The sequence below is a fragment of the Mesorhizobium sp. M0410 genome (assembly GCF_040321435.1).
Taxonomy (GTDB): Bacteria; Pseudomonadota; Alphaproteobacteria; order Rhizobiales; family Rhizobiaceae; genus Mesorhizobium.
On the sequence record NZ_JAMYRN010000003.1, the window covers coordinates 204,755 to 223,653 of the forward strand.

Here is an 18,899-nt window from a genome sequence, read left to right on the forward strand (position 1 = left end):
TCCTAAGATCTTGAGAAGGCCGGTTTCTGCTTGGCGCTGAAAGCCTCGACGCCGGTCCTGAGATCGCTTGTCAGCGCGATGAAGCCGCTGGCCAGCGCTTCGGTCGCGGCAGCACTCTCCTCGCTTTCCGCAATGGCAATCATCAGCTTGGCGGCCTCGGTCGCGAGTGGCCCGCGCTCGGCGATCTTGCCGGCCCAGGCCTTGGCTTCGGCGAACGCCTTACCGGTCTCGACCACCCGGTCGACAATCCCCAGAGCAAGAGCCTCGGTAGCCAGAAACACTTCGCCGCCGAGCGCCATCCGCCGCACTGCCTGTGCGCCGAAGCGGCGCACGGCGCGCTGGGTGCCGGACCAGCCGGGAACGACGCCGATCGAGGTTTCGGGGAACCCCAGCTTCACCTGTGTTTCCGCCACGCGGAAGTCCGCAGCCGCCGCCAGTTCCAGCCCGCCGCCCAGCGCATGGCCGGCAAGCACGGCGATCGTCGGCTGCCGCAGCCGCGCCAGCCGATCAAAGACGCGATGGCCGTAGCGCACCCATTGCACCTGGAAATCGGCGGCGCTCATTTCTGCCCAAGCCTCGACATCGCCGCCGGCGCAAAAGCCCTTGCCTTCGCCGCAGATCAGCACGACGCGGACGGTCTGCGCCGCCTCGGCTTCGTCGAGCGCTGCTTCCAACCCCCGCAGCATCGGAATATCGAGCGCGTTGAATTTCTCCGGCCGGCGCAGCGTGACAATGCATATGGCGCCGTCGGTTTCAAAGGTTACCAGACGCTCAGCCATGTGCGCCTCCAAGCGACGCGCCGCCATTGAGCGACAGGCCGATCGGCCGGTCCCGGTAGAGCGCATCCGGCGTCACTTGCAGCTCGTTGGCGACGGCGAGCGGGATCTCGGCCTGCGCCAGCACATCGCGCTCGAGATCGATGCCCGGCGCCAACTCGGTCACCATCAGCCCCGCCGGCGTCAGCTTCATCACGCAACGCTCGGTGACATAGGTGATATCCTGTCCCTGCGCGACGGCACGCTTGCCCGAGAAGGAGATATGCTCGACCTCGTCGACGACTTTCTTGACCTTGCCCTCCTGGTCGATGCGGATGCCGTCACCGGCAAGCGACAGCTTGGCGCCGGCGTTGAAGAAACCGGAAAAGACGATCTTCTTCGCTCGCGCGGTGATGTCGACGAAGCCGCCGGCGCCGGCGGTGACGTGGGGCCGCGCCGAAAGCTTCGAGACGTTGACAGAGCCATGGCGGTCGATCTGCAGGAAGGACAGCAGCGAGGCGTCGAAGCCGCCGGCCTGGAAATAGATGAACTGGTGCGGAGAGGGCATGAAGGCGTCGGCATTCGACGAGCAGCCGAACTTGAAGTCGAGCAGCGGCACGCCGCCGACCGCACCCTGCTCGATGACCCAGGTGACCTTGCCGTGCTGGCCTTCCTCGATCAGGATGCGCGGCACATTGGCCGAGATGCCGAAGCCGATATTGACCGCCATGCCGTCGGCAAGCTCCATGGCGACGCGGCGGGCGATGACCTTCTGGACGTTCATCTCGGCGTTGCGGAAGCTCGACAGCGGCCGGAAAATCTCGCCGGAGATGGCCGGATCGTAGGGCGTCAGCGTCGTCTGCAACTGGTCGGGCGCCACGACGATATGATCGACCAGCACGCCGGGCACTCGTACATCGTGTGGCTTCAGCGTGCCGTTCTCGACGACGCGCTTGACCTGCGCGATGACGATGCCGCCATTGTTGCGGGCGGCCAGCGCCTGTTCAAGGCCGCCGAGATAAGCACCTTCATGCTCATAGGTGAGGTTGCCGCGCTCATCGGCGGTGGTGGCGCGGATGATCGCCACCTGCGGCACGATCGAGCGGAAATAGAGCCACTCCTCGCCATCGAACTGCTGCACCGAAACGATCGGCTCGCTGGCGGCAGCATTCATGGCGCAGCCCTGGTGGCGCGGGTCGGCGAAGGTGTCGAGCCCGACCTTGGTCAGCACGCCGGGACGCTTGGCGGCGGCTTCGCGATGCATGTCGAACAGGATGCCGGACGGCACGTTGTAAGCAGCGACCGAATTGTCGCCGATCATCTTCCAGATCTGCGGTGGTTCGGAAGATGACGGCCCGGATGGATAGGAGCCGCACAAAGTGCGCTTCAACAGGCCGGGCTTGGCTAAGTGATCGATGCCCTTGATGCCGTACATGTCACCGGCGGCGATCGGGTGCAGTGTCGTGATGTCCTTGGGATGGCCTTCGGCGTCGAAGCGCTCGCCGATCGCGGCAAGCACCGCATCCGGGCAGCCGAGGCCGCTCGACGACGACACGGAAACGACCACGCCATCCCTGATCAGGCCGGCAGCCTCAGCCGCGGAAACGAGCTTGCTCACGCGGCACTCCCGAGCTTCGGGTCGATGGCAACGGCCTTGCCGGACCTGGCCGACTGCAATGCCGCTTCGGCTGATGTCAGCGACCAGACGCCGTCTTCGCCGGTGGCGGAAGGCTGGCCCTCGCCACGGATTGCGGCGTGGAATTGGTGCAGCGAACGGGCATAGAGATCTTCGCGGTCGAAGCTCAATTCCTCCTCGCCCTGTGCCGTGCGCAGCAACACCGAGCCGACCGGCTTCTGCGTCATCACATCCCTGGCGATCAGCGAGCCTTCGCTGCCATGCACCTCGAAGCCGGTGCCGGCGAATCTGGTGGTGAAGCCCTCATGCGACTGGGCGATGACGCCCGATGCGAAACGCCAGAGGCACATGGCGCCGTCTTCCAGCCCGCCGGCGGCCATGCCGGCCGATTGCGTGAACGCCGAGATCTCGACCGGATCGTCGCCGAGCACGAAGCGCAGCGTGTCGGCATCGTGGACGGTGATATCGAGCACCACGCCGCCGCCCGCGTCCGGCCTGGTGATGCGCCAGCCCTGCAGGTTTTCCGGCAGATAGACGGAGTGGAAGACGCGCGCGGCGATCGGCCTGCCGATGCGGCCGGCAGCGATCGCTTCGCGCATCGCCCGGTGCGAGCCCGCATTGCGCAGATGGTGATTGGTGCCGAGCACGACGCCGGCGGCCCTGGCCGCTGTGACCATCTTGCGGGCGTCGGCGCTGGTCAGCGCCAGCGGCTTTTCGCAAAGCACATGCTTTCCCGCCTCGATGGCGGCGAGTGTCTGTTCGAGATGCAATTCGTTGGTGGTCGAGATGTAGACGGCGTCGATGTCAGAGCCGAGCAATTCATCAAGCGTCGAGACCGCCGCCGGAATGCGGTTTTCCCGAGCATAGGTGGTAGCCCGCTCCGGGCTGGAGCTCATCACTGCGGCGATCTCGCCGTCCGGCTGCGCGCGGATGGCGCCGATCATGAACTGTCTTGCGATCGTGCTGGCGCCGATCAGCCCCCAACTGACGGTCATGCCGCGTCTCCCATTCCTGCGCAGCCATGCTCCTTGCGATCGGGGCCGCAGCTTTCCCTGACCACGAGGTTGACGGCGCCGATATGATCCTCGGCGCGCGTGGTGCGCGATTGGATCATCTTCAGCACGACATGGGCGGCGCGCTCGCCGAGGCCGGCGGTGTTCACCGCGACGCTGGTCAGCGCCGGCATGTAGTGCTCGGCCTCGGCGACGTCGTCGAAGCCGACGACGGCAAAGTCCGCGCCGGGTTCAAGGCCGCGCTTGCGCAGCGCCAGCAAGACGCCGAAGGCGACCGCATCGTTGAAGCAAAGGGCCGCGGTCGGCGGTGAGGCCATGGCAAGGGCGGTTTCCAGGCAGGCAATGCCGCCCTTGCGGCTGGTTTCGCCCTCGAAGACCAGCCTGTCGGCTGGTGCGATGCCGAGCGCTTCACAGGCCTCGCGAAAGCCGCCCAGCCGCTCGTGATAGACGACGAGATCGGACGAACCGCCGAAGAAGGCCAGCCGGCGGTGGCCCTTGCCGATCAGATGGGCGGTGGCAAGATAGGCGCCGCGATGATTGTCGGGCGTGATCACCGGGATGCGGCTTTCGGGGAGGCGGCGCATGACGAAGACGACCGGAACGCCTGCGGTCTCAAGGCGGCGGAACGCGCCCGGCGTGGTGCCGCGCGCCGGCGACACGACGAGCCCGGCGACACCCTGCTCCATCAGCGATTTCAGAACCTCTTCCTGGCGCACCGGGCTCTCCGCCGTGTTGGCGATGAAAGGCACGATCCCGGCCGACTGGAAGACGCGCTCCATGCCGACCGCCATCTCGGCGAAAAACGGATTGGTAAGATCGTTGATGACCATGCCGATGACGTTGGAGTGGGCCTTGCGCAGATTGGCGGCGCCGCGGTTGTAGACATACCCGACATCCTCGATCGCCTTGCGCACCTTGAGCGCGGTCTCAGGCCGGATCAGCCGGCTGCCTTGCAACACCAGCGATACCGTCGATTTGGACACGCCCGCCTCACGGGCGATGTCGAGTATCGTTGCCTTGGCCCGGCTGGCCATCCAGATCTGTCCTCCCGGAGGTTTCTTATGCGATTTTATTGGAACGATCTAATCTCTGCGAGGCATTTGAGTCAATCGTGTTTTTGCGAACCCGAGAAAAATGCGGCTCAGTGGGCGCAATCCTCTGGCAGGCATGGCTTTCGCCTGCTGCGATGCAGCAATTTTGAGCTGCACGAGGCAGGCGGTCAAAATATCTTGATTTATTGGAACGTTCCATTTAATAGGCGCGGGCAAGGGAGAGAGCCATGGACATCACCTTGCCCGGGGAAGGCGGCGGCCGTATCCGCTACAGGCTTGTCGGCCAGCCGGTGCAGCCTGTGGCCGGCGCGCGGTTCTCGCGCATCGCCTACGCCGCCGCCCATGTCGTTGCCGATCCCCTCGCCATGACCGATCCGTGGTCGAGGCCCGCGGTCGACTGGGAGAAGACGATGGCGTTTCGCCGTCACCTTTGGCGGCTTGGCTTCCGTGTCGCCGAAGCGATGGACACCTCGCAGCGCAGTATGGGTTTCGATTGGGCAAACGCCAGGGAATTGATCCGCCGCTCGATCGCTGAGGCGCGCAGCGTCGACGGCGCCGATCTTGCGTCGGGCGCCGGCACCGACCATCTGGCGCCGGGGGCCGCCAGCACGCTCGACGATGTCATCGCGGCCTATGAAGAACAGCTCGGCTTCATCGAAGGGCTTGGCGGCAAGGCGATCATGATGGCCAGCCGCACGCTGGCGGCGATCGCCAAAGGCCCCGACGATTATGTCGGCGTCTACGACCGCATCCTGTCCCAGGCGTCCGGCAAGGTCATCCTGCACTGGCTGGGCGACATGTTCGACCCGACGCTGAAAGGCTACTGGGGCAGCAGCGATTTCGAAACCGCGCTGGAGACGGTGATCGCGATCATCGAACGCCATGCCGGCAAGGTCGAGGGCATAAAGATCTCGCTGCTCGATGCCGGCAAGGAGATTGCCCTCAGGGACCGGCTGCCCGAGGGCGTGGTGATGTTCACCGGCGACGACATCAATTACCCCGAGCTGATCGCCGGCGACGGCGACAGACATTCGCACGCGCTGCTCGGCATCTTCGATGCGATCGCGCCGGTCGCCAATGCAGCGCTGGCAAAGCTGGCCGCCGGCGACCGCGCCGGCTATGACGCGCTGATGGCCCCGACAGTGCCGCTGTCGCGCAAAATCTTCGAGGTGCCGACCGAATATTACAAGGCCGGCATCGTCTTCATGGCATGGCTGAACGGCCACCAGGAGCATTTTTCGATGATCGGCGGCATGCAATCGGCGCGCGGCATCCGCCACTATTCCGATGTCTTTCGCCTTGCCGACCAGGCAGGGTTGCTGGCCGACCCCAAGCTTGCCATTGCCAGAATGACAAGCCTCTGCGCGGTAGCGGGCGTCTGATCGCGAGCGCTACAGCGTCCGATCCAAAGGTTGCTTCGCGTGGCTTTGCGATTTGCCTTGTCTGGGCAAATCTGTATGCGGTATGCGTCCGGCAACAGAGAAGCCGATCCGGCGCTCCGCCGGCCAACTGGCATAGCTGCCGTTCTGCATTGGGGTAAGCTGATGACCTTCGACCTTCAGGGCAAGCGCGTTTTCGTGGCCGGACATCGCGGCATGGTCGGCTCGGCCATCCTGCGCCGATTGGCCGACGAGGATTGCGAGCTCCTGACCGCCTCGCGCGCCGAGCTCGATCTTCTCGACCAGTCCGGCGTGCGGCACTGGATGGCCGACCGCAAGCCGGATGCAGTGGTGATGGCGGCGGCCAAGGTTGGCGGTATCCTGGCCAACAACAGGCTTCCGGTCGATTTTCTGCAGGACAATCTCGTCATGCAGAACAATGTCATCGACAGCGCCTTCCGCAACGAGGTGCAGAAGCTGCTGTTTCTCGGTTCATCCTGCATCTATCCCAAATTCGCGGCGCAGCCGATCTCCGAGGACGCCTTGCTGACCGGGCCGCTCGAGCCCACCAACGAATGGTATGCGATCGCCAAGATCGCCGGGCTGAAACTGTGTCAGGCCTATCGGCGCCAGTACGGCGTCGACTACATCTCGGCGATGCCGACCAATCTCTACGGTCCGGGCGACAATTTCGACCTCAATTCCAGCCATGTCGTGCCCGCTCTGATGCGCAAGGCGCACGAGGCCAAGCGCGCCGGGCGCAAGAGCCTGGAGGTGTGGGGATCAGGCACGCCTATGCGTGAATTCCTGCATGTCGACGACGCCGCTGACGCGCTGGTCTGGCTGCTGAAGAATTATTCGGGCGACAGCCACATCAATGTCGGCTCGGGGGAAGACATCACCATTGCCGACCTTGCCCGCACCATCGTGTCGGTCGCCGGCGCCGATGCCGCAATAACATTCGATGCGACGAAGCCGGACGGCACGCCGCGCAAGCTGATGGACGTATCGCGTCTGTTCGCCACCGGCTGGCGCCCGCGCTACTCGCTGCGCAGCGGATTGGAACAGACCTATTCGTGGTTTCTCCAGCACGTCGAGACCGGCGATCTCCGCCTCGGCGCGGCCTGAAGCTGAATTGGCGAGCTCGGCATCAGGATTGGATGAGGCTGAGAACGACAGCCGATGAAAATACCGACGGCCAATCGAGGGATTGTCTGGATGGTGGGCGTGACAGGGATTGAACCTGTGACCCCTGCAATGTCAATGCAGTGCTCTCCCGCTGAGCTACACGCCCATCCGAAGCCGCGCATACACCATTTTTGGTTCGGCACGTCAATAGCGGGAAAGGGGAAAGAATGGCTGGCTTGCGGCGTCGGTCAAGACGCGACAAAAGCGCGTCAGGCGGCCTGCAGCATCTTTTCGACTTCGTTGACGAGGTCGCGCAGGTGGAACGGCTTCGATAGCACCTTGGCGTCTTTCGGCGCCTTGGAGTCAGGGTTCAGGGCGACGGCGGCGAAGCCGGTGATGAACATCACCTTGAGGTCAGGATCGATCTCGGTGGCGCGACGGGCGAGCTCGATGCCATCCATCTCGGGCATGACGATGTCGGTCAAAAGCAGCGAAAAAGGCTCCTCGCGCAGCCGCTCATAGGCACTGGCGCCATTGTCGAAATCGCTGACCTGATAACCGGCGCGCTCCAGCGCCTTGACGAGGAACCGGCGCATGTCGTCGTCGTCTTCCGCCAGCAGAATGCGTGCCATCTTGTCCCGTCCGAATCACCCAACCGACAATGCCGTGCGGCAAGCCCGTTAACCATGCTGTATATGAGGAGGTGACGGTAAACATCAAGTGAACGTTGGGCGCACAATCCTGATTTGGCTGGCGCTTCGGCGGCTGGACATGCGAGCGGCGAGGTGGCACTTTCCTATCATGATGCATTGGTATTCCCGGGTTCGTTCAAATTGAAAACGGCAGCCGAGGATTTTTCGGTCGTTCCACCCTTCGAAATCCGATCGGGCGCCGAACAGCGCGTTCCCTTCCTCTTCAACTCGCCGCATAGCGGCCGCTACTATCCGGACCGGTTCATGGCGATGGCCAAGCTGGACCGCAACGCGATCCGTCGCTCCGAGGACTGCTATGTCGAGGAATTGTTCGGCGGTGCCGTCGCGCTAGGGGCGCCGATGCTGGCGGCAAACTTCCCGCGTGCCTATCTCGACGTCAACCGGGAGCCGTGGGAACTCGACCCGCGCATGTTCGCCGAACCGGTGCCGTCATTCTGCAACATCCGCTCAGCGCGGGTGGCCGGCGGACTCGGCACCGTGCCCAAGCTTGTAGGCGAGGGGCTCGACATCTATTCCGGCCGCTTGCCGCTGGCGGAAGCCGTGGCGCGCATCGAAGCGGTCTACAAGCCCTATCACGAGACGCTGAAACGGCTCTTGACCAGAACCCATGCGCGCTTCGGCTATGCCGTGCTGATTGACTGCCACTCGATGCCGGCAAGCATAAGGGTCGGCGACAGCGGATTGCGGCCGGATTTCATCGTCGGCGACCGTTTCGGCATCTCGGCCGCGGCGGCGTTGACCGAAACCGCGATCGGCCTGCTCACCGGCATGGGCTACAGCGTCGCCCACAACAAGCCCTATGCCGGAGGCTTCATCACGGAGCACTATGGCCGCCCAGTGCGCCATCTGCATGCGCTGCAGATCGAGGTCAATCGGGGGCTCTACATGAATGAGCGGACGTTCCAGAGATCATCTGGTTTCGACGCCCTGGCGGACGATCTGGCGCGGTTTTCAGCCGAACTGATGGCGATGCCCGATCACAATTTCATGGATCTGCCTCTGGCCGCAGAATAGCGCCGGAATCGCGGCACTCGCCGCTCATGCGGCGGCACAAAAAAAGACCGCATCGTTTGCACGACACGGTCGAAGTCTAGGGAGGAAACGCCCAAGGAGGGCATGGACAGGAACCCTGTCCGAGAACAAACGTATTGTGCGCTGCACAAATGTCAAGGCGCGTTCCGGGTTTTTTAATTCACTGTGAAGTGGAAATTGCATTTCCACGATGATTGCGTTGCATTCGAGCAACAGTTAGCGTCCAGCGAAAGGCTCCGAACGCCCTTGTTTCGGCATAAAACCGAGGGCTAACGGGCATCTCAAACATGCTGGAGCGGGAGAATCAGTTGGACGTCAGCATCGAGTTCATGCGGCGCGTTGCGCATGCCGCCGCAGCCGAGACCTTGCCGCGCTTCCGCAATCAGGGCGCGGTCACCAACAAGGAGCGCGGCAGCTTCGACCCCGTCACCGAGGCCGACCGCGAGGCCGAGCGGGCCATCCGGGCGCTGATCAACGCGCAATACCCCGATCACGGCATCCTCGGCGAGGAGCATGGCAGCGAAAACATCTCCAGCCGGCATGTCTGGGTGATCGATCCGATCGATGGAACACGCGCCTTCATCTCCGGCCTGCCGGTATGGGGAACACTGGTCGGGCTGACGGTCGACGGCGATGCCGTCGCCGGCATGATGTCGCAGCCCTTCACCGGCGAGCTGTTCTACGCCAATGCCTCCGGCTCGCATTATGAAGGTCCGGGTGGCCCGCGAAAACTCGCGACGCGCAAGACGACGAATCTCGCCGAGGCGACGCTGTTCACTACCACGCCGGCGCTGTTCAAGGGAGACGCGCGCCTGCGCTATGACGTATTCGAGAAGCAGGTCCAGCTCGCCCGTTACGGCACCGACTGCTATGCCTTCGCCATGGTGGCCGCGGGCAGCGTCGATATCGTCGCCGATCCCGGATTGAAACCCTACGACATCGTCGCACTGATCCCGATCATCGAGAAGGCAGGCGGCGTCGTCACCACTTTCGAGGGCGGACCGGCGGAAAAGGGCGGCGACATCCTGGCGGCGGCGACACCGGAACTGCACGCGGCGGCGATGGCGGCGCTGCGCGGCTAGGCATCCGGTGCACCCGCGCGTCTGGTTTTGCGCAAATCCGACGGAAACCGCGGTACGGTTCCAAAGTGCGTCGCGCGTTGAATGGGGGCGCGCTCGCATTTTTTGTATGTCGTTATCGTACAACCGCTGCGCACCTTCGACATGCATTAGCTATCGGCAGGCCAAGCGTCCGAGAGACGCAGGCCCCACAAAATGAGCGCGAAAGAGATAAGGCCGGTCGGCGCGGACGAATACGCCACACCTTTGATCACAGCTTCCTGAAAGGCGCTTCCGTGGAAGGCTCCGGCCGCTAACGGCATAGTCTCGTTGCCGGCCGCCCAGGCGCTGGCGATCACGTAGGCGGCCAGGATCGCCAAAGCCGAATAGATCAGCAGCCAGAATGCAATCCGCGACGTCGCCGCGCCGAGATTGAGCCTAGACCATGTGAGGCCTAGCGCCAGCAAGAGAACGCCCTCCAGGGCGCTGAGCGTGTGCGCGGACAGTCCGAGCCGCGGTGCGGCGAGATACGGTATTGCAAACCCTTGGAATGACGAAAACAGCAGCAGCGCGACGCCAATCTGCAGTAGCCGATGCCCCTGACGTGACAGCGTGTTTGATGCGTTCATGGTCGTTTTTCTCCCGGCGAATGGCCTCCAACCTCTTTGGCAGCAAGCTAGCGCTCGATGCCTGAACGGGAATAAGGGGGCACGCTGCGCCGGACAAGCGACCCGTGCGGGCTTTGTTGGCGGGCGCCGCGAAGCGGTCAAACAGCGTCGCCGGTTCCGGGGATGAAGGCATCGAATGCCGCAAGCAACTGCTCGCGATAGAGGTCGGCTTCCTGGAGGATCTCATGGCGGGCGCCGTCGATCATCACTAGCGAGCCGACGCGCAGACGTCTCGCATAGGCTTCGACTGCCCTGGTCGAGACAACTTGGTCGGCGCCGGCGGCGATCATCAGCAAGGGCACCTGGATCTTGGCCATGAAATCCGGGTCGCTGACGATCAAGGATGCCTCCGTGGCCGCCTTCAGCCAGCGGATCGTCGGTCCGCCGAGCGCCAGCTGCGGATAGGTTTCGTAGATCAGCGTGTTGCGCCGATAGCGCGCCGGGTCGCTGGTCAGCTTGTTCATGGCGAAGGGCACCGATTCCTTCGGCCGCGGCCCCCATGCGGCATAGAGCCGGCCGAGGCCGAGAAGGCAGAACAGCGAACAGATGCGGCGAACGGTTATTACCGAAACCGGCAGGTCGGGCACTGTGAAGAACGGTGCGATCAGCACCATGCGGCGCACGCGGTTCGCCATCGAGGGCGCGGCGAGCAGCGCAATCACCGCGCCAGCCGAATGGGCCAGTATGTAGTAGGGTCCTCGGCAATCGGGCAGCACGATCTCTTCGAAGAACTGCTCCAGATCGCCGGTGTAGTCGAAGAAGCTCTGGACGTAGCCGCGCTGTCGGTTGCCGATCATCCGGTCGGAAGCGCCCTGGCCGCGCCAGTCGAGGGTTGCCACGCCAAAGCCCCGGTCGGCAAGGTTGCGAATGGTCTCGAAATACTTCTCGATGCACTCGTTGCGGCCGGTCAGGACGACGACGGTGCCCTTCATGGGGCGGGCAACCGCGGCAAACAGCCCATAGCGGATCTTCTTGCCGTCGCGCGTGGTGAAGAAGCCACCGGCTGCGTTTTCCGGCAGCGGATTGCCCGGAGTTTCATGGAAGACGGGGGTCTGGTGGAAAAGATCGGTCATACGGTGTTTGGCTGGTGTCGGGGCCGACGGGCGCAAGTCAGGCATAAACGCCCATGCGCCAAAAGCAAAGGAATTCGGGACGCCGGGGAGCTCGACAGGCAGCGAAGAAATAAGGCCGGAAGCAGCCTTGGGCGTACTCCCGGCCTCTGTCGACCCGGGAGGAAGGGACGTTGCACCCGGTTCGGCCTCGTCGTGTCGCCTTTTTCGCGACCTGTTCGTTATCTCGAGAACAGTTTTAATGCCGCTTGGCTGAACGCTCGCCGAAGCCACGGTTCATCTGCCGTTCATCGGCATCGGGACGTCGGCCGGGACCGGTCCTGTTTGGACGCGGGAAAATCTTGAAATGCCGTCGTCCGCTTCCCAAATTTGTCATGCGGTCGCCAATGTCGGGGCCGCTGGCCCATCCGGAACGCTGTTACGGGTTTCGCACCGGCCATACGCAACCTTGTTGCTCAACAGGAGAACACATCATGCGTCACGTTGATTTTTCCCCGCTCTACCGTTCGACCGTCGGTTTCGACCGGCTGTTCACCATGCTCGATTCGCTTGCGCAGCCGGAAGGCCAGACGTATCCGCCTTACAACATCGAGCGCACGGGCGAGGATGCCTATCGCATCTCGATGGCTGTGGCCGGCTTCTCGGAAGATGAGATTTCGATCGAAGCTCACCGCAATGTGCTGACCGTCAAGGGTGAGCGCAAGGAGGAAGGCAATGGCGAAGGCTCCGAACTGCTCTATCGCGGTATCGCCAGCCGAGCCTTCGAGCGCCGCTTCCAGCTTGCCGATCACGTCGAGGTTGTCGGCGCCGCGCTGAAGAACGGGCTGCTCTCCGTCGACCTCAAGCGCAACATCCCCGAAGAGCTGAAGCCGCGCAAGATCGCGATCACCTCGGCTCCGGCCAAGGCCAAGCAGATCGAGGCCAAGACTGCCGCCTAAGCCAGGCAGCTACGTTCTCCGGGGACGCCAACTCCCCGGGAAGAAAGGGCGGTGCAGCAATGCGCCGCTCTTTTTGCTGGGTAAGGCTTGCTATCCGGCGAGCAGGTAGCCGAAACGGTCGACCTCGTCGGGCGTGGTCGCGAAGCTGGTGACGAAGCGGTAGAGCGCTTCGTCCTCGCCGATGTGGCCGTCGTAGCCGAGCGGCCTGTGCCAGTCGTGGAAGGCCGCGCCTGCCGCTTGCATGCTTTCGGCCTCGGCCTTTTTCATGACCGCGAAGACCTCGTTCGCCTGCGGCAGCCAGGCCAGCCGGGCGGAAGGGGAATCTTCTATCGCCGCGGCAAGCCGTGCCGCCATCGCATTGGCGTGCCGTGCCGTATCGAGCCATAGCCCACCCCTGAAATAAGCATCGAATTGCGCGGCGATGAAACGCGATTTCGAGAACAGCTGGGCCGCGCGCTTGCGCAAAAAGGCCAATTCCTTGGCTCGCTCGAGGTCGAACAGCACGATCGCCTCGGCGCACCAACAGCCATTCTTGGTGCCGCCGAAGGAGAGGATGTCGATACCGTGCTTCCAGGTCATTTCGGCCGGCGTCGTTTCCAGCGCGACGAGCGCATTGGCAAAGCGGGCCCCGTCCATGTGCAGCGGCAGTCCATGCTGCTTTGCGATCGCCGAAATCCTGGCGATTTCGTTCAGCGTGTAGACGGTTCCGACCTCGGTCGACTGAGTGATCGAAACGGCAACCGGCCGCCCGGAATGGACGTTTTCGGGTGCGAAACGGTCCACCGCCCGTTCCAGATTGCCGGCATCGATTTTGCCGAGCGCGCCTTCGACTGTATAAAGCCGCGAACCGCCGGTGAAATATTCCGGTGCACCGCATTCGTCCTCGATGACGTGCGATTCGCGATGGCAGAAGGAAATGCCGCCTGGCTTGTTATAGGTAGTCAGCGACAGCGAATTGGCAGCGGTGCCGGTGGCGACGAAAAACACCGCGACTTCGCATTCGAAGATCTCATTGAAGCGCTGGTAAACTGCCTTGTCGAGGACGCCGTCGCCATAAGCGGTGGAGAAGCCCTCGGCATGGGCCGAGAGGCCGGCAGCGATACGGGGATGGGCGCCTGCCCAATTGTCGGAAGCGAGAATCATGCGTCTGCCTATGCTGGGGAAATCGGGGCGAGCTTGGCCGCTTTCGCATGCCGGCCGCAAGGGGCAGACACCGAAAATCCGCTAAAGCCAGCGAAACGCATGAGCGTACATGCAGCGACGAAAGGTTACGCTGATACCGCGTTCCGCGCAATTTTCTGTCGCGAAAGCTTCAAGAATTTTGTGAATCGGTCTTGTGTGCATCCAAAATTTCTGTCATAAAAATTTAGGACAGTAGTGCTGTCTTATTTTGTCGCACAAAACTGCCCGCATTGGCATTATGATTGCGCCTCTGCGGCCATTGCCGCGAGCGACAGCTAGACAGCCTGGCTCTGGCCTGTACGAATACCATATGCGAACGATGCGGAAAGCCGCACGGTCGGCAAGAATTTCGCAAGACGTGCCGCAAGATTGAAAGGGGAGCCACGCGCTTCCCGACGGAAACCAGCGCCCGAAGGGGACGGAACGGAGGACAGGACGATGACGGACATGACGCCATCTGCGACGAAGGCCGCGCAGACGAAAGCGGCAGCCGTCAAAAATCCGTCTCTGACCAATATTTGGCGAACCAACACCGGCTATGCCGCGCGCGGCCTCTACGATCCGCGCAACGAGCATGATGCCTGCGGCGTCGGCTTCATCGTCAACATGAAGGGCGTGAAGTCGCACCAGATCGTCGAGGACGGCCTTGCCGTGCTCGAAAACCTGACGCATCGCGGCGCGGTCGGCGCCGATCCGCTGATGGGCGACGGCGCCGGCGTGCTGGTGCAACTGCCGGACCGCTTCTTCCGTGAGGAGATGGCCAAGCAAGGGGTCGAACTGCCGAAGCCCGGCCACTATGCCGTCGGCCAGGTGTTCATGCCGCGCGACCCGGAGCTGCAGGCGCATATCGAAGGCATCATCGCCGAGGTGGCGCAACTCGAGGGCCAGCCGCTGCTCGGCTTTCGCGACGTGCCGGTCGACAATTCGTCGCTGTCCAAGGCGCCCGACATCGCCGCTTCCGAGCCGGTGCACCGGCAGGTGTTCCTGGGCCGCGGCGCCGAGATCGAGAACGACGACGATTACGAGCGGCGGCTCTACATCCTGCGCAAGGTCATTTCCGGACGTATCCACGAGGAGACCAAAGGCGTCGACAACGGCTTCTATGTCGTCTCGATGTCGTCGCGGACCATCGTCTACAAGGGCATGTTCCTGGCCTATCAGGTCGGAGCCTACTACAAGGACCTCACCGACCCGCGTTTCGAGACGGCGCTGATCCTGGTCCACCAGCGCTTCTCGACCAACACGTTCCCGTCGTGGAAGCTGGCGCATCCCTACCGCATGGTCGCCCACAATGGCGAGATCAACACGTTGCGCGGCAACGTCAACTGGATGGCGGCGCGCCAAGCTTCGGTCGATTCCGAACTGTTCGGCAACGACATCTCGAAACTGTGGCCGATCTCCTACGAAGGGCAGTCGGACACCGCCTGCTTCGACAATGCGCTCGAATTCCTGACGCAGGGCGGCTATTCGCTCGCCCACGCCATGATGATGCTGATCCCGGAAGCCTGGGCCGGCAACAAGCTGATGGGTCAGGACCGCAAAGCCTTCTATGAGTATCACGCAGCCCTGATGGAGCCGTGGGACGGGCCGGCGGCGGTTGCCTTCACCGACGGCCGCCAGATCGGTGCCACGCTCGACCGCAACGGGCTGCGGCCGGCGCGCTACATCGTTACCGATGACGACCGCGTCATCATGGCCTCGGAAGCCGGCGTGCTGCCGGTGCCGGAGGAAAGGATCGTCAAGAAGTGGCGGCTGCAGCCCGGCCGCATGCTGCTGATCGACCTGGACAAGGGCCGCATCGTTTCCGACGAGGAGATCAAGTCGGAGATCGCGACCAGGCACCCCTACAAGAGCTGGCTCGCCAACACCCAGCTCATCCTCGAAGATTTGAAGCCGGTCGAGCCGCGCGCCCTGCGCAGGGACGTCAGCCTGCTCGACCGCCAGCAGGCGTTCGGCTACACCCAGGAAGACACCAAGCTGCTGATGTCGCCGATGGCGACCACCGGCCAGGAAGCAGTCGGCTCGATGGGCACCGACACGCCGATTTCGGCGATGTCGGACAGATCGAAGCTGCTCTACACCTATTTCAAGCAGAATTTCGCCCAGGTCACCAACCCGCCGATCGACCCGATCCGCGAGGAACTGGTGATGAGCCTGGTGTCCTTCATCGGGCCGCGGCCCAACATCTTCGACCTGGTCGGCAATTCGCGCCGCAAGCGGCTCGAAGTGCGCCAGCCAATCCTGACCAATGGCGATCTCGAAAAGATCCGCTCCATCGGTCACACCGAGGACCGTTTCGACACCAAGACGATCGACATCACCTATGCTTCGAATGAAGGCGCGGCCGGCATGCAGGGCGCTATAGACCGGCTATGCGAGCGCGCCGAGGCGGCGGTCGCCGGCGGCTACAACATCATCATACTGTCGGACCGTCAGCTCGGCCCGGACCGCATCGCCATTCCGGCGCTGCTGGCAACGGCGGCCGTGCATCATCATTTGATCCGCAAGGGATTGCGCACCTCGGTCGGGCTCGTCGTGGAATCCGGCGAGCCGCGCGAGGTGCATCATTTCTGCTGTCTCGCCGGCTACGGCGCCGAGGCGATCAATCCCTATCTCGCTTTCGACACGCTGCTCGACATGCACAAGCGTGGCGAATTGCCAGCGGAGGTCGATGCCTACGAGGTCGTCTCCCGCTACATCAAGTCGATCGGCAAGGGCATCCTGAAGGTGATGTCCAAGATGGGCATCTCGACTTATCAGTCCTATTGCGGCGCGCAGATCTTCGATGCCATTGGGCTGAAGTCGGAGTTCGTGCACAAGTACTTCACCGGTACGGCGACGCTGATCGAAGGCGTCGGGCTGGACGAGATCGCCGCCGAAACGGTCAGCCGTCACACCGACGGCTTCGGCAACGACCCGGTGCTGCGCAACAGCCTCGAGGTCGGCGGCGAATACATGTTCCGCATGCGCGGCGAGGCCCATATCTGGTCGCCCGACGCAGTGGCGACCTTGCAGCACGCTGTGCGCCAGGGCTCGTGGGAGACGTTCAAGGACTATTCCGCCCAGATCGACAGCGAGACGGCGCAGGCGCAGACCATTCGCGGCATGTTCAAGATCAAGCTTGCGCAAGAGACCGGGCGCAAGAAGGTCGAACTCGACGAGGTGATGCCGGCGGCCGATATCGTCAAGCGCTTCTCGACCGGGGCGATGTCCTTCGGCTCGATCTCCAGGGAAGCGCACACGACGCTGGCGCGCGCCATGAACGCCATCGGCGGCAAGTCGAATACCGGCGAGGGCGGCGAAGAGGCCGACCGCTATCTGCCACTGCCGGGCGGCGGCAAGAACCCCGAACGCTCGGCGATCAAGCAGGTCGCTTCGGGACGCTTTGGCGTCACTGCCGAATATCTGGTCAATTCCGACATGATGCAGATCAAGGTCGCGCAAGGGGCAAAGCCCGGCGAGGGCGGCCAGCTGCCGGGCCACAAGGTCGACGCAACCATAGCCAAGGTCAGGCATTCGACGCCGGGCGTCGGCCTGATCTCGCCGCCGCCGCATCATGACATCTATTCGATCGAGGATCTGGCGCAGCTCATCTACGACCTGAAGAACGTCAATCCGGCGGCCGACGTATCGGTCAAGCTGGTCTCGGAAGTCGGCGTCGGCACGGTTGCGGCCGGCGTCGCCAAGGCGCGTGCCGACCACATCACCATATCAGGCTATGACGGCGGCACCGGCGCTTCGCCGCTGACCTCGCTCAAGCATGCCGGCAGCCCGTGGGAGATGGGCCTTGCCGAGACGCACCAGACGCTGGTGCTCAACGGCCTCAGGTCGCGCGTCGCGCTGCAGGTCGATGGCGGCCTGCGCACAGGGCGTGACGTCATCATCGGCGCGCTGCTCGGCGCCGACGAGTTCGGCTTCTCGACCGCGCCACTGATCGCGGCCGGCTGCATCATGATGCGCAAGTGCCATCTCAACACCTGCCCGGTCGGCGTCGCGACGCAGGACCCGGTGCTGCGCAAGCGCTTCAAGGGCACGCCCGAGCACGTCATCAACTTCTTCTTCTATGTGGCGGAAGAGGTGCGGGCGCTGCTTGCCGAGATGGGCTACACCCATCTCGACCAGATCATCGGCGACACCGACCTTCTGGAAAAGCGCGAGCTGATCCAGCACTGGAAGGCGCGCGGACTCGACTTCAGCAAGATGTTCTACAAGCCCGATGCGCCACACGAGGCGGTGCACTGGACCGAGCGGCAGAAGCATCCGATCGACGACGTGCTCGATCGCAAGCTGATCGAACTGGCAAAGCCGGCGCTTGAAGCCAGGCAGCCGGTCGGCATCGAACTGCCGATCCGCAACGTCGACCGTTCGACCGGCGCCATGCTGTCGGGCGAGGTGGCAAAGCGCTTCAAGCACAAGGGCCTGCGCGAGGACACGATCTCGGTGAAGCTCACCGGCACGGCCGGCCAATCCTTTGGGGCCTTTCTGGCGCGCGGGATTTCGTTCGAACTGGTGGGCGCTGCCAATGACTATGTCGGCAAGGGTCTGTCGGGCGGCCGCATCGTCATCCGCCCGCCGGAGAACACGAAAATCGTTGCTGCCGAGTCCATTATTGTCGGCAATACCGTGCTCTACGGCGCAACCGAGGGCCAGGCCTATTTCTGCGGCGTTGCCGGAGAGCGTTTTGCTGTGCGCAATTCGGGTGTCGCCGCGGTCGTTGAAGGCGTCGGCGACCACGGTTGCGAATACATGACCGGCGGTATCGTCGTCGTCATCGGCCAGACCGGCCGCAACTTCGCCGCCGGCATGTCGGGCGGCGTCGCCTATGTGCTCGACGAGGCGGGCGATTTCGCCGAACGCTGCAACATGGCGATGGTCGAGCTGGAGCCGGTTCCGGAAGAGGACGACCTGATGGAAAAGCTGCTCCACCATGGCGGCGATCTCGACCATAAGGGCCGTGTCGACGTATCGGGCGATATGACCAGCCACGACGAGGAGCGGCTCTACCAGCTGATCTCCAACCACGTCCACTACACGGGCTCGGTACGAGGTCGCGAAATCCTCGACGATTGGGCGACTTTCCGGCCGAAATTCCGGAAGATCATGCCGGTCGAATACCGCCGCGCGCTGATCGAGATGGAGCGGATGCGCATGAACGTGGCGGCGGAATAGATTTGGAAATTGCCGGGGGCCCATGCGTCCTGGCAACCATCTTCATCAACAATCCTGACCTCGGACTGAAGGTTGCCACGGCTGCCTTATGAGGTTAACGGGTGCG

General features: G+C 63.3%; 14 protein-coding genes and 1 tRNA gene. 6 read left to right on the forward strand and 9 right to left on the reverse strand.

What is annotated here, in order from left to right; all coding sequences use genetic code 11:
* Positions 1-2: 2 nt before the first annotated feature.
* Genes NKI63_RS05160 through NKI63_RS05175 form a run of 4 tightly spaced genes read right to left on the reverse strand, consistent with a single transcriptional unit; the run spans position 3 to position 4,438 of the window.
* Complete coding sequence (locus tag NKI63_RS05160; protein WP_352506354.1) at positions 3-779, reverse strand: enoyl-CoA hydratase/isomerase family protein; 777 nt, start codon at positions 777-779, stop codon at positions 3-5.
* Entirely contained in the window at positions 772-2,373 is a 1,602-nt protein-coding gene (locus tag NKI63_RS05165; protein WP_352506353.1) for an acyl CoA:acetate/3-ketoacid CoA transferase, read from the reverse strand. The genes NKI63_RS05160 and NKI63_RS05165 overlap by 8 nt, the downstream gene beginning before the upstream one ends.
* The gene (locus NKI63_RS05170; RefSeq protein WP_352820648.1) at positions 2,370-3,386 is read right to left on the reverse strand and encodes a Gfo/Idh/MocA family protein; all 1,017 of its coding nucleotides are present in this window, start codon (positions 3,384-3,386) and stop codon (positions 2,370-2,372) included. Before NKI63_RS05170 ends, NKI63_RS05165 begins: the two co-directional genes overlap by 4 nt.
* The gene (locus tag NKI63_RS05175; RefSeq protein WP_352647626.1) at positions 3,383-4,438 is read right to left on the reverse strand and encodes a LacI family DNA-binding transcriptional regulator; all 1,056 of its coding nucleotides are present in this window, start codon (positions 4,436-4,438) and stop codon (positions 3,383-3,385) included. The genes NKI63_RS05170 and NKI63_RS05175 overlap by 4 nt, the downstream gene beginning before the upstream one ends.
* Before the next feature lie 245 nt (positions 4,439-4,683).
* Between NKI63_RS05175 and NKI63_RS05180 the strand changes: the two genes are divergently transcribed.
* Together NKI63_RS05180 and fcl are read left to right on the forward strand one after the other, a co-directional pair.
* Complete coding sequence (locus tag NKI63_RS05180; protein ID WP_352820650.1) at positions 4,684-5,838, forward strand: dihydrodipicolinate synthase family protein; 1,155 nt, start codon at positions 4,684-4,686, stop codon at positions 5,836-5,838.
* A gap of 162 nt (positions 5,839-6,000) precedes the next feature.
* The gene (fcl, locus tag NKI63_RS05185; protein WP_352752556.1) at positions 6,001-6,963 is read left to right on the forward strand and encodes a GDP-L-fucose synthase; all 963 of its coding nucleotides are present in this window, start codon (positions 6,001-6,003) and stop codon (positions 6,961-6,963) included.
* Positions 6,964-7,054: 91 nt separating this feature from the next.
* Here the strand turns inward: fcl and NKI63_RS05190 are convergent.
* Both NKI63_RS05190 and cpdR read right to left on the reverse strand, forming a co-directional pair.
* Positions 7,055-7,129 (reverse strand) — tRNA-Val (locus tag NKI63_RS05190).
* A 103-nt stretch (positions 7,130-7,232) separates the two neighbouring features.
* Complete coding sequence (gene cpdR, locus NKI63_RS05195) at positions 7,233-7,595, reverse strand: cell cycle two-component system response regulator CpdR (RefSeq protein ID WP_006199474.1); 363 nt, start codon at positions 7,593-7,595, stop codon at positions 7,233-7,235.
* Between the two features lie 153 nt (positions 7,596-7,748).
* Here cpdR and NKI63_RS05200 point away from each other — a divergent pair, with 153 nt between their 5' ends.
* Both NKI63_RS05200 and hisN read left to right on the forward strand, forming a co-directional pair.
* Positions 7,749-8,690, forward strand: coding sequence for an N-formylglutamate amidohydrolase (locus NKI63_RS05200; RefSeq protein WP_254816915.1), 942 nt, complete (start codon positions 7,749-7,751; stop codon positions 8,688-8,690).
* 326 nt (positions 8,691-9,016) lie between these two features.
* On the forward strand, positions 9,017-9,790 hold the full coding sequence (gene hisN, locus NKI63_RS05205; RefSeq protein WP_352688022.1) for a histidinol-phosphatase: 774 nt from the start codon (positions 9,017-9,019) through the stop codon (positions 9,788-9,790).
* A gap of 146 nt (positions 9,791-9,936) precedes the next feature.
* Here hisN and NKI63_RS05210 read toward each other — a convergent pair whose 3' ends face one another.
* A complete protein-coding gene (locus NKI63_RS05210; protein WP_352752554.1) occupies positions 9,937-10,395 on the reverse strand; it encodes a styrene oxide isomerase in 459 nt (152 codons plus the stop codon).
* Between the two features lie 137 nt (positions 10,396-10,532).
* Complete coding sequence (locus NKI63_RS05215; protein ID WP_352688026.1) at positions 10,533-11,507, reverse strand: alpha/beta fold hydrolase; 975 nt, start codon at positions 11,505-11,507, stop codon at positions 10,533-10,535.
* A gap of 470 nt (positions 11,508-11,977) precedes the next feature.
* Between NKI63_RS05215 and NKI63_RS05220 the strand changes: the two genes are divergently transcribed.
* Positions 11,978-12,442, forward strand: coding sequence for an Hsp20 family protein (locus tag NKI63_RS05220; RefSeq protein ID WP_352478207.1), 465 nt, complete (start codon positions 11,978-11,980; stop codon positions 12,440-12,442).
* A 90-nt stretch (positions 12,443-12,532) separates the two neighbouring features.
* On the opposite strand, the gene NKI63_RS05225 is transcribed toward NKI63_RS05220, so the two are convergent.
* Positions 12,533-13,585 (reverse strand): threonine aldolase family protein, encoded by a 1,053-nt coding sequence (locus tag NKI63_RS05225; RefSeq protein WP_352820653.1) that lies wholly within the window; start codon positions 13,583-13,585, stop codon positions 12,533-12,535.
* A 477-nt stretch (positions 13,586-14,062) separates the two neighbouring features.
* Between NKI63_RS05225 and gltB the strand changes: the two genes are divergently transcribed.
* A complete protein-coding gene (gene gltB / locus NKI63_RS05230) occupies positions 14,063-18,793 on the forward strand; it encodes a glutamate synthase large subunit (protein ID WP_352688028.1) in 4,731 nt (1,576 codons plus the stop codon).
* The last annotated feature ends 106 nt before the right edge of the window (positions 18,794-18,899 follow it).